The 14896-nt window shown below is 53.2% G+C and carries 8 protein-coding genes; 6 read left to right on the top strand and 2 right to left on the bottom strand.

Features of this window, described 5'->3' with window-relative positions:
* Nucleotide 1: 1 nt before the first annotated feature.
* Both VF399_01845 and VF399_01840 read right to left on the bottom strand, forming a co-directional pair.
* The gene (locus VF399_01845) at nucleotides 2-2596 is read right to left on the bottom strand and encodes a T9SS type A sorting domain-containing protein (protein ID HEX7319082.1); all 2595 of its coding nucleotides are present in this window, start codon (nucleotides 2594-2596) and stop codon (nucleotides 2-4) included.
* Between the two features lie 143 nt (nucleotides 2597-2739).
* The gene (locus VF399_01840) at nucleotides 2740-7311 is read right to left on the bottom strand and encodes a S8 family serine peptidase (GenBank protein ID HEX7319081.1); all 4572 of its coding nucleotides are present in this window, start codon (nucleotides 7309-7311) and stop codon (nucleotides 2740-2742) included.
* A gap of 419 nt (nucleotides 7312-7730) precedes the next feature.
* Between VF399_01840 and VF399_01835 the strand changes: the two genes are divergently transcribed.
* The 6 genes from VF399_01835 to VF399_01810 are packed head-to-tail and all read left to right on the top strand — an operon-like array spanning nucleotide 7731 to nucleotide 14520.
* Nucleotides 7731-8180: an Hsp20 family protein gene (locus VF399_01835; GenBank protein ID HEX7319080.1), complete on the top strand. Its 450-nt coding sequence runs from the start codon at nucleotides 7731-7733 to the stop codon at nucleotides 8178-8180.
* 32 nt (nucleotides 8181-8212) lie between these two features.
* On the top strand, nucleotides 8213-10555 hold the full coding sequence (gene lon / locus VF399_01830) for an endopeptidase La (protein HEX7319079.1): 2343 nt from the start codon (nucleotides 8213-8215) through the stop codon (nucleotides 10553-10555).
* Nucleotides 10552-11601: a GWxTD domain-containing protein gene (locus VF399_01825; GenBank protein HEX7319078.1), complete on the top strand. Its 1050-nt coding sequence runs from the start codon at nucleotides 10552-10554 to the stop codon at nucleotides 11599-11601. Before lon ends, VF399_01825 begins: the two co-directional genes overlap by 4 nt.
* Nucleotides 11598-12884, top strand: coding sequence for a GWxTD domain-containing protein (locus VF399_01820; protein ID HEX7319077.1), 1287 nt, complete (start codon nucleotides 11598-11600; stop codon nucleotides 12882-12884). The genes VF399_01825 and VF399_01820 overlap by 4 nt, the downstream gene beginning before the upstream one ends.
* Before the next feature lie 50 nt (nucleotides 12885-12934).
* A complete protein-coding gene (locus tag VF399_01815) occupies nucleotides 12935-13684 on the top strand; it encodes an NYN domain-containing protein (protein HEX7319076.1) in 750 nt (249 codons plus the stop codon).
* Complete coding sequence (locus tag VF399_01810) at nucleotides 13681-14520, top strand: histidinol-phosphatase (protein HEX7319075.1); 840 nt, start codon at nucleotides 13681-13683, stop codon at nucleotides 14518-14520. Before VF399_01815 ends, VF399_01810 begins: the two co-directional genes overlap by 4 nt.
* The last annotated feature ends 376 nt before the right edge of the window (nucleotides 14521-14896 follow it).

Raw genomic sequence — 14896 nt, 5'->3', positions numbered from 1 at the left:
CTTACTTTAACAGGACCGTTTTTTCGGTCAATTTAACATCGCCGGCGTCAAGCTGTATGAAATACACGCCGGCGGGCAGGTTTCTACCCGACATGTCCGTGCCTGACCACGGAACGCAGTAGTTCTGTGATCGAGCGTTGAAGACCGGAGTCAGATCACGCACCATCCGTCCGGCACTGTCATAGACCTTGAGCGTTGTTTTCAGTTTGCCGGAAAGCGAGTACATGATGTCAAGCCGGGCGTGGAACGGATTGGGTCGGGCGCTGAAATTGGTGACATACGGTTTGACCGTCCGGGACACATCTTCTTTAACGCCAACCTGGTATATCGTGCTGACGATCCTTGACATGCCGCTCTCCTGATCTGACCAGTCATAGGCCTTTACGCCGTAATAATAAGTGGAATCAAGCAAGACCAATGTGTCGGTATAGGTGGTCTCCAACGGGGTCGCTACGCCGATCAGGCTGTAAGGGCCGCTGTAAGCGTGGGCGCCGTAAACATGATATTCTGCGAGGTCCTGCGGCTGATTGGGATGCCAGGAGACCGTGATGCCGGTCGGCGGATGCGGTACCGCGGCGATGACGTTAGGCGCCGGCGGGTACGGATCTATCCAGTTGATGATCCGGCTCATCAGGGTATCGCGAAGCTGGAAGCTCGTGATCGCCTCGATCGGGAAAGTAGAGAAGACCACGCGGTAAGCGCCGGCCGATGTCCTGAGCATCGAAGGATTTGACGAGCGGTTGTTCAGAAATACCGGCGTGGCACTGGTGGTAACGTCGTCAGTATAGTCCAGGCCGTAATTATTGCCGTTAAGGTGGTTGAAATCGATCGGGCAGTTCAGTCCGTCGCTTATGGGATCGCCGCTGATCCCGACAGCGCTGTCACAGCCAATGTCGTTCGTGACCGCGGTGATCAACAGGATCGAATCGGCAAAATAGCAGGGGAAGTTGTTGTAAAGGAAATCCTCCCCGACAAGGAGCAGTTTGCCGCCCATCCTCAAGTAACCGAACAAATTTTGCAGAGCGGCGTCGTTGATGGGGTTCTCGGGGAGATATTTCCAGCCCTTGGGTCCCAGGTTCCAGATGACCATGCCGTTCTGCCGCAGGTACAGGGAATCGGGGACGCCGTTGTCCGCTTCGCTGATCCGCGTGCACCGGTAGCCGATATTGGCAAGCGAGCTCTCATAGTATTTTTCCCAGCCAAAGCCGTAGACATCCTGGGCGTCGAGGTCGTCATCATAGATGAGCACTTGATCGGGCGTCGGGAATTCGATGTACTTGCCGGTGATAATGCAGTCGTCAACAAAAAGCCCGCTGCCAGGCGTGCTGACGCGGTGGGTCCAACTCACGATCCTGAACATGATGCTGTCCATGCCCACCAGGTCGTCGAGAATGACGGGACCGTATTGCTGGCCGAAACTTACCCAGTTACCGTTCGTGCTGCCGTTATAATAATAACCGGTCGCGTTGTACCACGTCGCGCCTTTATCAGAACTCAGTTCGATCCTGTAGCCGTCGTCACCATACGGATTGAGGTAAGCGTAGTTTAAGTAAAAATCGAGTTCGCATGGTTCGCCCGTGGAGACGTCAGAGAGATCGAAATACGGCGAAACAAGAGCGCAGTATGTGCCGGTCAGGGGGAACTGGCCCGTTAACGAGTCGAAACATCCGTATGAATACGTGGGGCTATGCGAGTTGAGGGTGGTAAGATGCCAGTAATCGCCGAGTGGATTAGTGGGATGAGCGCTCCATTGTCCCATGCCATTCTCGCCGTTTTCATAAAAATAGGTATTGTCAAGATTGTCGTATACCCGGATGTTGTCCAGGTTCCACATACCGCTGTATGAGCCTGAGCCGCTTTGGTCGGATTCTGCCGGATCAGAGAAACCGGTGAACCGTATCCTGACGGTGCCGCCGATATAAGGGGTCAGGTCAAACCCGACATCGCTCCAGGACATATTCGGACCCCATCCCCAGCCCGGGACCGAGTCGAATTCTCCCGCTAGATAATTATAGTAATAACTCCATGCCGCCCTGATATTGTAAGCGGTGTTCGGCCAGTGGATCGTATCGGGTTCGATCGTCGTCCAGGTCGTACCGTCATCAGTGGATATCCATACCGTGATACAGTCCCAGCCGTCCCATTGATCGCCGGGATAACCGCCTGACGGGCTCTCATTGGACGGGCGGTGAGCGAATGTAAGCAGCGCGGTATCGCCGGTCACGCTGCCCAGATCGATCGAGGGCGATTCCAGAAATTGCGCCCACTCATCGCCGTAACCGTAGTTGGGATTGATCCAGCCGGGCAAGGACATGGTGCCGCACCAGAAGGAGTTGCCCTCATAAGCATTCAAAAGATCAATGTGCCAGAAAGTATCCGAGATGACCATGTCCATTGATGTCCAGCCAACTGCTCCGGATTCGAAATCATCGAAAAATATCGTGTCGCCGGGGTTACGCTGGTCAAGAAGATCACGCTTTATATTTTGACTGTGCAGGGTCTTTACGGGGATCAAATTGGGAGTTGCGGATGCCAGTGCCAGTGAATGAAAGATCAAAACGGAAAAAAATAAACCCAGCAATCTGTAAAGTTTCATAATACCTCCTTATAATAAAGATAATAAAGAATAATATTCATATTCCAGCGTATTGTCAATAGTAATACGTTTGTGAAAACGATCAAGTTGACAAAAAAAACCGCCCCGTTTAAAACGGGGCGGTTTTAGTGCTGTGTTTGTCGTTACCTTATCAGAACCGCTTTCTTGGTGTCTTTGAATTCATCGGTCGAGTACTGGTAGAAGTAGATGCCGGCAGCGGCCGAACGCCCGTTGTCATCCGTGCCGTCCCACACCACGTTGTAAACGCCGGGCGCACGGTGTTCGTCAATGAGCGTCTTGACCAGTTGTCCGACGCTATTGTAGACGTTCAGCTTGACCTTCTTCGGATGCGGCAGTGCGAACGCGATCTTGATGTGGTTGACCGACGGGTTGGGCAGCGGGACCGATAGCCCGTAGGAGAACGGGATGATCGTGCCGAACTCATCGACGTTGATGCCCAGACCGCCGTCAATGAGCGTGAATGTCCGCATGTACCAGATACCCCAGTTCAGAGCTTTTGCCGCGTTATCCCGTCCGCGCACGTAGAGCGAACAGATGTCCGTGGTTCCGGGCAGGTAGAAGATCCGGATATCGCCCCTTACGGTCTCAAGTACCGAGTTATAAGAGCCGTCATTCGCGTAGCAGTTGAACGTGTCGTATCCCGCAATGAACCAGCGGGCCGCGCCGATCGTGCTCAAGCCGGTCGCGGAATCGCTGATCACGGCCGTGAAACTCACGAGGGTGTCGCTGGCCGCGCCCGTAACGATCTTCGGGTTGGCATTCGCCAGCATGACGATCGAGTTAGGGATCGTGACCGGTCCGGTCAGGTCGCCGCCGGTGCGGTTGAGCGTGAAGTTTGTGGTCGCGGCAAAGCCCTTCATCGATGGATAAAGGCCGCCATCGCTGACCGTCACCTTAACCTGATATTTGCCGCCGTTGCTCAGGGACGTGATGTTCCAGGAGTAGGGCGAGGTTATGCCCGTGCCCGCGACGATCGTGAACCAGGTCTGGCCGCCGTCCGGCGAGTATTCGATCCAGGTAGAATCTATGGTCGTACCGCCATAGGCAGTCGCGGTCCACGCGATCGATATCGGGCTGGTCGTGTAGGTATTGCCTCCCACTGGCGAGGTCAGGGTCACATCCGGATGATCATGACCGATCAGCCAGATAAAGACGTTATTAAGCACCGTGGCTCTGGTCGCGCTGTTCGGAATGGTCGTGTCGATCTGGGTGATCTCCCACCCGTTATGAACGACCCGGGTGTGATATCCGCCCCAGATCCCGTCACCAAGCGAACCCATGTTATTCGTTGATTCCCACTTGATTGCGCAGGAATCGCCGCCCGTATTGCCGTGCCAGACGAACGATCCGGTCCCGGCCGCGCCGGTGCCGGAAAGCAGGATCGAATCGCCGGCCGCGCCCTGTCGGAACGGCTGATACGTGACGCCGCCGGTAAAGGCACCGCTGATCGGATCGCCGGGCATGCCGTATAATGTCGTCCAGGTCGTGGCGACGATGTCGCCGCGGTAGCGGAAATGCAGGTAGTTCTTGCAGAACAGAGTATCCGCGGTCGGTGAGTTCGCCCAGGGGTCCCATCCGGCGTCATGGCCGGTCATGGAGAACCGGGCGCCACCATCATGGTAGAGCTTGATCGTTTCCTTCTGGGCCACTGTCCAGACTGGATAGTTCTCCTGTCCGACCTGGAAATAGACCGCTTTGTACTGCTTGAGCTGGTTACGCGTGAACTGGCCGTTGTCCCTGGTGTTCCACCAGTTATAGGTCCAGCCACCCGCGGTCAATGCCGTCTGCAGGAATTCCGGATGCGCGAACTCTTCGCCCTGCAAATTGGAATTCAACAGAACGACGAGCACGTCGGTGCCGGCAGATCCCTTGGTCGTGAACGAATAGTGCGCGTCATGGTTGTTGTCGCGCACCAGGTTCCCGCGGAAGTCCTTGGATTCGACATCGTAGTAGTAGGTGGTCTTGGAGGACAACCCAGTCAGCTTTAGCCGATGCGGTATCATGTAGGGAGTATCCAGCTGAGCCGTGAGGTTGAGGTTCGATGGGTTGGTGCCGTAGAAGACCTTGCTCGTGCTGTTGTCGTTCGTGGTCCAGCATACATCGACCGAGAAAGCGTCGATATTCTCGCAGTGAACATTGCTGATGATGAAGTAGTCGGCGTCGATCGCGGCCCAGGTATAACAGGTATAAGATGGGCTGGCGTCTACATAGGTAACGGTTACTGTGTCACCCTGGCAGACCGATACGCGGTTGTCGCCATGGACCGGTTTGTGGAAGAGCAGGGGGATAGAGCCTTTGAAAACGTAGGCGCTCTCGGCCAACTCGGCGCACTTCAGGGTCTCGACCGCGGCTTCTATGTACTTGCCATGGATCGTGACGCGGACCGTGTCGCGAACACCGACTGTGCCGTAATTCGTGTCCTCGACCCTGACCCTGACCGTGTCAATGAAGAAGTCGTTAGCGCGGTACACGGGTTTATCGGTCGTGACCGCACCGGCGACCGAGGTCGCGTTGTAACTGATGACCAGCGCGAACGGCTGGGGACCCAGCGGTACATTGCGGCCTTCGATCCGCACGAGCCAGTCACCGGCGGTCGGCGCGTTTCTGCGCGCGCATTCGACGATGTTCAAGCTGTCCCTGGAACCGCCGGTCGTAGACTGGCCGCTTGCCCAGACGTTGCCCAAATAGGTCGTACCGTCACCGAACACCGTGACATCGATATCATTGACGAGCTGACGGCTGGCTGACGGGGTGCCCGGATAATCGGTCCAGACCACCGCGATCTTAAGGTTCGCCGCGCCGGATGGAACGTTGAAATGGTATTCCACACGTTCGCCGGTCAGAACGCCGATCGTGTCGTCAAAGACCATAGTCTTGCGAGTGTCGCCGTTGAAATATAAAGCGCTGTCGAGGTCGATCCTGCCCCAGCCCGTATTGTTATTGGGGGTTGTGTAGCCGGTCATGTCGTTATCGGCGCAGTTGATCAGAACGGCCTTGATCATTGCCGCGCTGATATAAGACCACGCCGCACCGGCGACTTTCTTGCCGTATGGATACCAGCCTTCTCTCAGATACTGACGGACCAGGGCGGCAGAGCCGGCCGCACCCGGGCATGCCATGCTCGTACCGCTCATCGAGCCGTATGTAGCAGTGCCCGAGATGGAAGAAGTTATGCCGCTTCCCGGGGTTAATATATCCGGTTTCATGCGGCCGTCCGCGCACGGACCGCGGCTGGATACCGTGTAGAAAGTCCGGCAGGACGTGCTGTTGGAAGTCCCGCCCACGGATACGACGTTCTTTGCCGAAGCCGGCGCGCCGACGGTCGTGTTAGGACCGCCGTCGTTTCCCATTGAATAGAAAATGCAGTAGTCCTTGTGTCCCCACATGAACTGATCAGAAGCCAGGGATGTCGCGGTGTAGGCGCCATAGGCCGATGCACCCCATGAATTGGAATGGGAATACGCTCTGATGCCGTTCGACGCGTAATATTTGTTATACGACCGGATGAAGAGGTCATTGAGGTCGCCGAACGTGTAGATACTGGTCGAACTTGCACCGCCGCAGTCATTATGGTAGATCCTCGCCATCTTAGCGATACCGTCATAGTAGGAAGTGGCATGAGTTGTGTCATCGCCCGAGATCGTGCCTGACGTATGGGATCCATGGTAAGGACTGATATCTCCCCATAGGATCGTTGATAGGGATCCTGAATCATACGCGACAATGGCGTTGTGCGCGGGATAAACGCCCCAGGTCGTGATCGCCGCGCTGCCGGAGCGGGCGGCATAATGAGACGTGTTGATGCCCGAATCACCATGTCCAATGATCTCGCCCTGGCCGATGATCCCCATGCCCCACATGCGGCGGGCGGTGTTATCATCACCGGTCGGAACCGATGCCCGGTACCCGGTCATGACCACCCACTGGTACTGCTGGTTAAGGGGTTTCTTTTCCAGGTCCGGTTCGATCCAGTACACGCCTTTTATCCGCGCCAGCTGGTGCAGCTGGTCTTTGTTGACCACGCCGAAGATCATCTTGTTGATGCCGTTGTCCGAAACCTCGAATTCGCTGCGGCTGGTTACCGCGCGAACTTCATTCAAGGTCGAATTAAGGTCGGCATCCAGGAACAGCAGGATCACCACGCTCGGCTCCTGTCCTTCCCGGTCAAACAAGGTTGAGATCTTGTACGCCGGCTGGTAAATACCGGCCCAGTTGACCGCCGGATTAGCCCTGATTTCATCGGCTTGCGCTTTGTTGTTAATAGTGCAGACAAAACCATAGTTCGGGATGTAGAAATGGATGTCGATGCCTTTTGACTGGATCCAGTCGCGCTGGGCCTTATAAACCGGCCCGCTGAACTGGATAATATAGTAGCCGCTTTCATTATCCTGATAGCTTATTTTCAGGTCTTCGGGCAGCTGAGGCTCGCCGCTTTTACCTAAATTTATCGTGTTAAAAACGATCCCGTTGGAGAACGAAATTTCAGTCGCGTTGCCGTATGTTACGGGGACGAAATAGCTCTTGGACGCTTCGGGTTGGGTTGGATAGGATCCGGTCCGTTCGACCGTGACTACCGGTTGTACAGGTTCATTTACGGCTGGCTGGGCAACCCTGGTAGTTGTGACCGTTCCCGTTCCCTTGCTCGCGGCAAACAGGAACACGGCAACGCACATCAATGCTAAACATTTCCTCATAAATTCCTCCTTCTTCATTTAAGGTTTAATTCTTTTCAATCTCCCTGTCATGACAGGGAGATTGTTCACTATGGTAATGTTAATGACATCACCTCCTTTTTATTTTGTATATTAATGAAAATATTCTTCCAACAACAATACGTACGTTAATGAGCGTAATTTTTATTGTAGCCGAAATATTTATATTGTCAATACAACGATCATGATTCTACATAAGACTTAAGTCGTCATATCGCTACAATAAAATAGATCTTCTTATTATTGTATATTATAATAAATAATTATGCCTTGTCAAGACTCTAAACGATATGATGAGCCATCGGATATTCTTGACAGATCCGGTTTTTGTGCTATACTTTAACCGGATGAAACGGACAAAAAAGATGAAAAACACGCTTCCCCGAAAACGGCATGGAAAAATGAGGGAAACTAAAAAGGATGGGTTAAGGATCGTTTTCCCGAAAGAATTACCCGGAGCGTCGGCCGCGGATCTCACCATGTTCAGCATGGATAGCGATGTTTTCTTTAACCGGGAGTTAATAAACTGGGAACCTATTTATGATCTCTATCTGGCGGATGACAGGTTGATAATCAGTATTGAGATCGCCGGGATCAGGCTTGGCGAGACCACCGTGCGGATATCGCGGACCAGCATGCTTATCGACGGCGTGCGAAGATCACCGGCTGCCATGGAGAAAAAACACTGTACCTATCATAACTTAGAAATACCCTATGGTTATTTTTTACGGCGCATCGACTTTCCCGTGCCGGTGCAAGCGCGGCAATGCCAGTACCATTATGACAACGGTATTCTGATCATTGTGGTCCCCGTGGTAAAGGAGCACGTCGTGCCGGTCGACGGTGATTGACCTGATCGATCGGAAAGAATAATAAGGAATACATGGAAGAAAAAGCAGTAACCATTCCTGACGAACTGGGGATCATTCCGATCAAAGGCGGCGTGGTATTTCCGGAACAAACGGTTCCCCTGATCATACAGACGCAAAAGCTGGCAAAATTGATCGATGAAATACTGACCACCAGCAAGCTCGCCGGTGCCCTAACGCAGCTGAACCCCGACATCGAAGAGCCGAAACCGCACGAGGTTTACAAGATCGGCTGCGTCATTCAGATAACGAAGATGCTCAGGTTCCCCGATGGCACGATCAGGCTGTTGGTAAAGGGGTTAAAACGGTTCCGGGTCACGGGTTTTTCCCAGGCCGAGCCTTATCTCAAGGCCAAGATCGAGACCATCGCCCATGAATACAAAAAGACCATGGCGTTGGAAGCGTTGATGCGCAATGTCGTGACCATGTTCCAGCAGCTGGTGTCATTGGCCCCTTACCTGCCCGACGAACTGGGCGCGATCATCATGAACATCGAAGATCCAGACCGGCTCGCGGATTTCGTGACCAGCTATACAAATTTCGAATTTCCCGACAAGCAGGCCCTGCTCGAGACCGTTGATCCGAAGGACCGGTTCGCCAAGCTTATTCCTCTGCTGCAAAAGGAGATCAGCATCCTGGAACTGGGAGCAAAGATCCGGTCCCAGGTCAAGAACGAGCTCGACAAAGGCCAGCGCGAGTTTTACCTGCGCGAGCAGTTGAAAGCGATCCAGAAAGAACTGGGTGAAAGCGATGAACACACAAGGGAGATCGAGGAACTCAGGAAGCGAATAACCGAAGCCCGGATGCCCGAGACCGTGGAAAAGACCGCGTTCAAGGAACTCGACCGGCTCGCCAAGATGCCTTTGCAAGCTGCCGAGTACACGGTGTCAAGGACTTATATTGACTGGCTCGTGTCGGTTCCCTGGACCCAGTCGACTCAGGATAATAATGACATCAGGCGTGCCAAGAAGATCCTTGATGAGGACCATTACGACCTTGAAAAGGTCAAGGAACGCATCCTCGAGTACCTGGCGGTAAAGAAGCTGAAACCGGATTCCAAAGGCACGATCCTGTGTTTCATTGGACCGCCCGGCGTCGGGAAGACGTCTCTGGGCAAATCCATTGCCCGGGCGCTGGGTCGGAAATTTATCAGGATATCGCTGGGCGGGATCCGTGATGAGGCGGAGATCCGGGGTCACCGCCGCACCTATGTCGGAGCCCTGCCGGGCCGGATAATCCAATCGTTGAAAGGCTGCGGTTCGAATAATCCGGTCTTCATGCTGGATGAGATCGACAAGGTCGGCACTGATTTCCGCGGGGACCCGTCGTCGGCCCTGCTCGAAGCCCTTGATCCGGAACAGAACAATTCTTTTTCCGATCACTATCTCGAAGTCCCCTTTGATCTTTCCAGGGTCATGTTCATCGCCACCGGGAATATTGTTGATCCGATCATTCCGGCGCTCAAGGACAGGATGGAGATCATCGAGCTGCCCGGGTACATCCTGGAGGAAAAGCTCCAGATCGCGAAAAAATACCTGATCCCGCGGCAGATACAGGAGAACGGGCTGAAACTCGGGGATGTCGTGTTTGACCAGACCACGCTTAAGGGCATCATCGGTAATTACACGCGAGAAGCGGGCGTAAGGAACCTCGAGCGCGAGATCGGTTCGGTCTGCCGTAAGGTTGCCAAGTCGATCGCGGAAGGCAAAAAACGCGGTGCGAGGGTCACCCAGAAAAACCTTTCTACATTCCTGGGGCCGCCCAAGATCTTTGCCGAAATCGCCGCGCGCCGGGGTGAGATCGGAGTGGCAACGGGTCTTGCCTGGACACCGACCGGCGGCGAGATCATATTCATTGAATCTATCAGAATTAAAGGGAAACGGGGATTGATCCTGACCGGACTGCTGGGCGATGTGATGAAAGAATCGTGTCAGGCCGGACTGTCATTCTTGAAGACCCGGCTCGGCGCCTGGGGCATCGATGATGCAGTCGATGATCAGGATATCCACATCCACATACCATCGGGCTCGATCCCAAAGGACGGGCCGTCAGCCGGGTTGGCGGTCGTGATGTCGCTGACCTCGTTGTTCCGCGGCCAGACCATTGATCCCGCCACCGCGTTCACGGGTGAGATCACGCTCACCGGCCGCGTTCTGCCGGTCGGCGGCATAAAAGAAAAGGTCATTGCAGCAAAGCGCGCCGGCATCCGCAGGATCTACCTGCCGCAGGATAATGAAAAGGATTTCAGAATGATCCCGCCCCATGTCAGGGCCGGGCTGCGCGTGAGGTTTGTGAGAACGATCTCGAGCGCGCTGGGTGAAGTGTTCAATATCCATGCATCAAGGAGAAAACGATGATCTGCCTTTTATTTCTGCTGGCCGTTCAATACCAGAACGTGACGATACCCCTGAGTGATTCAACGAGCGAGCTCGGCATTTACCTGTCGATATCACCGGATGAGCTCAAGAACGTCTTCCGCGACAGCGTGTTTTCAGGCCGTTATGAGATCCAGCTCCAGGTTTACGACAAAAAGAATACGCAGGTCGCCGGTGATTACTGGGAAAGGAATGTCACCCTGGACAGCGCGGATATCCAGGACACGATCATAATCCTGGTACCGGCCGCAGCGGTGAACTACAGCCTTCGCGTGATCGACCTGTACGCCTATGAAATATTCGCCGTGAAAGCCAAGATCCTGCGCGCGCGTTTTCTCTCAAATATCCGCTGGTTTGCGCGGTCGGATACGGTGACCGTGTATTTCACCGTCCTGAACAAGAACGGGGAGGCGGACAGCATGACGGTCAGGTTCTATGACCGGGATATCCACCACTCGATTCTGAAAAAGGAGATCTATAACGATTCCCTTGTCATCAGCGTCAGCGAACTGCCGATCGCCGAATACTTCCTTAAATTCCTTTTGTTCACCAAAAACAAGAAAGCCGACGAGTTGGTCGTTCCTATTAAGGTGTCGCGTCCGTTCTACCGGGATGAGAAAGCGTGGCGTTTAAGGGTGAGCCAGCTCGAATACATCGCGACGCCGTCGGAGATCGATGAATTGAAAAAAGCGGATAAGGAAGCACGGGATTCCCTGTGGATTTTGTTCTGGAAACAATACGATCCCACGCCCAACACGTCGAATAATGAAAAGGAGACGGAATATTTTCAACGCATCACTTACGCCGACGAGCATTTTTCCTTTGGTGACCGGGGATGGCACAGTGACCGGGGGAGGATCTATGTGAAATACGGCGCGCCCGATGAAGTTCAGTCAAAACCGTACGAGCTTTCGACCAGACCCTATGAGGTCTGGTATTATTACAAGCTGAACCTGCGGTTCATTTTTTACGACCGCCACGGGTTCGGTGAGTACAATCTCATCAGTCAGGAAGGAGAACGCATATGACGGTGCTCTTGATATTCCTGGCCGCTGCGCCATTGAATTTTTTTGTTGACCCGGTCATATTCCAGATGCCGGTTGCGCTGCAGGATTCGACCGGACGCGTGCAGGCGGTCCCGCAGGGAGTTTTTTACGCGGAATTCAACTGCGAAATACCGTACCAGGATCTGGATTACGCCGAGACCGACAGCCAGATCACGGCCAGCGTCGAGATCCGTTTCAAAATGCTTGACCGCGTGCATCAGGATTCGCTGACCGATGTTCTTAAGCGCGATTTCGGCATCGTTTCTTTTAAGACCGCGGCACAGGAGGAATTGGCATTCATCGTGCAGTTCGGGATGTTCGTCAATGAAGGTTCCTACCAGTACGAGGTAAACATTGTATCCGGCGGCAACCAGGGTGCGGTTGTCGACAGCCTGATCGTGGACCGGGAAGCGTACCCGTTCAGCAGCGTGCTTCTGGCCAGCGCGATCAAGAAGGACACGAGCAGCGGATACCTGTGCAAGGGCGATCTCAGGGTCGTGCCCCGGCCCTCGCATCTTTTCAAGGAAAACGATAAGAACCTTTTCGTCTATTTTGAGCTTTACAAACCAGATCCCACCGGTCAGCCTCTCGTCGTCACGTACGAGATCATTGATTCCAGCGGCAAGGCGCTGCGTCGTGTTTCGCAGAGCGTGAAAAAAACGTACCGCACGCAGCCGGTGAACGCCGGTCTGAATATCCAGAACCTGGGCGCCGGGTCTTATTTGTTCAAGGTGACGGTATCGGACTCCGGCGCGCAGTGGGTTCGGGAAAAGAGCATCCCTTTCAAGATCCGCCGTCAGGTCATTGAACCGGTCAGCTACGAAGGCCTGCCTTATTATGAGGAGATCGAGTATTTTGTATCCGCCAAGGAATACGGTTATTTTAAAGCACTGGACAAAGCCGGCAAGGAGAGCTATCTAAAGAAATTCTGGAGCAGGCGTAATTACTATACCATTGCCGACAAGTTCGAATATGCCCGTGAAAAATACAAGGAAGGGAATAAGCCGGGATACAAGACCGACCGCGGGCGCATTTATATAAGATACGGGGAGCCGGATGAAATCGAAGAAGGCACCATTGATATTGAAGTTTCAAAGCCCTACAAACAGTGGGATTATTATACTGGAATAAAATTCATATTCGTTGATATCCGCGGTACGAACGAGTATACCCTGATCTGGACCAACGCGCCGGGGGAACGTTCACAGCCTTCGCTTTACGGGTACCTGCCGGAGGCAAAACGGCGCGAGTTCAATCTGGAATAACCGTCAGCATCTTATCAGTGCCGCTGGACAAGTGAATTTCAGGAGGAAATATGGAATCAAATAAGCAGCCCGCGCAGCCGGAGCAACAGGGTCAAACCGGGCATGATGCCGGAGACATCGATTCCAGGATCGACGATGTGGTCGGCAAAAAACTGGATCCATTTTTTCAAACCATGAACGATATCAAGTCATATTTTGAAAAGTCCAGGGAAAGCTGTAATAAACTATATGAAGAGATCCGTTCGTTGAAAACTTTTATTGAATCGCTCGATCTTGGAAAGAAGGAGAATATCGCGATCTTTGTCGATTCCCAGAACCTGTATTATTCAGCGCGGATGGGATACGCGGCAAAGGTCGATTACGAGAAGCTGATGCGTTTGATCACGGGCAAACGGACGCTGGTCCGGGCGTACGCGTATATCGTACAGCCGCCCGATGGTGACGTGAAACCGTTCGCCTCGAGCCTGGAAAGGATCGGGTATCTGGTGAAAATAAAGGACGTGCGCACACGGTCCGACGGTTCGGCAAAGGCGAACTGGGACATGGGCATGGCGCTGGATATCCTGGGCATGCTCGACCACGTCGATACCGTCGCCCTGGCATCGGGCGACGGGGATTTTGTTCCGCTCGTGGAATTCATAAAGGGCAAGAACCGCAGGGTAGAGATCTTTTCGTTCCCGGAGAACACGGCGTACGACCTTAAGGAAAAAGCCGATCGTTTCGTGCCACTGGAAGAGAACGTGATCCTGAGCCGCGACCGGATCGTGAGAGAGGATCCGAACGGCAAGAACGCGTCGTGATCGACTATCACATCCATACTGTCCATTCGAGCGACGCCGAGGGTTCGCTTGATGATTATTGCCGGCGCGCCCTTAATTTGGGTTTGAGCGAAATATGCTTTACCAATCACTGCGAACTTGATCCTAAGCGAAATGATAATGTCATCCGTCTGGACGGGCAGGTGCTGCCCCTGTCGCCGACATCGCTGGCAGTCCTGCAGGAAGAGGTCGGGCGGGTCAAGGATAAATACCGGAAGTCCGGCCTGATCGTGCGGTTCGGCCTTGAGGTCGGTTTCTTTGAGGGCGTGGAGAAGCGTCTCCGGGACATGACCGCAGATCTGGAACTTGATTACCTGATTACCGGGATCCATTGCCTTGAGCACGTATGCATCGACAGTTCCCGGGAATATGAAGGCTATTTCACGAAGCACGATGCCGCGCGCTTGATGGAAAAATACTATAAGTTGGCGGAAACCCTGGTTGAAAGCAGACTCTTCGATACTTTCGCGCATCTCGACGTCTATAAGAAATACGGCATCGGGTATTACGGGGCAGAAGCGATGCGGCAACTGCCGGTTGAACGGCTGAACGTGATCTTTAAAAAAATGGCGCAGCAGGGCCTGGCTCTGGAGATAAACACTGCTGGCCTGCGCCGGGTTGACGAATTCTATCCATCAGGTATGTTCATGCGCATGGCAAAAGAAGCCGGCGTGGAAAATATCGCCATCGGTTCGGATTGCCACAAAGTCGATGACCTGGGCAAAGGGATCAAGGAAGGATACGAGTTCGCCCGGTCGTTCGGGTTCAAGGCAGTATGCGGGTTTGAAAAAAGGAAACCGATATTTTTCAAAATATAAAATGCACGAATATCTAAATTCTAAATCCTAGACAAATTCGAAATCCAAAATCCTAATGTTCAAAACGGTTTTGAATTTAAAAATTAGTATTTTGAAATTATTTAGGATTTAGGGTTTCGGATTTAGAATTTTAAGAATGAATGCAGCCGCAACCTTCAGGTTGCGCTAAACACGAAATTAATAAATTACTGCGCAGTCTAAAGCCTGCGACTACACCTTCGGAACCATTGTTAGCTCCGCATCGCCTGCCTGATCTTTTTGCTCCTCAAATAGATAACCAGCAACAGATTGGGAACAATAAAAAACAGCGCCACAACCATGCCCAGGATGATCATGGCCTTTAGCATACGCGCGAAAACCGGGTCATCGAAAAGGA

This window comes from bacterium, assembly GCA_036382775.1.
In the GTDB taxonomy this organism is placed as follows: Bacteria; Hydrothermota; Tepidihabitantia; order SM23-42; family JAOAFX01; genus DASVHD01.
The sequence above is the reverse complement of the archived record's forward strand: the minus strand, read 5'-3'. Positions and strand labels throughout refer to the sequence as shown.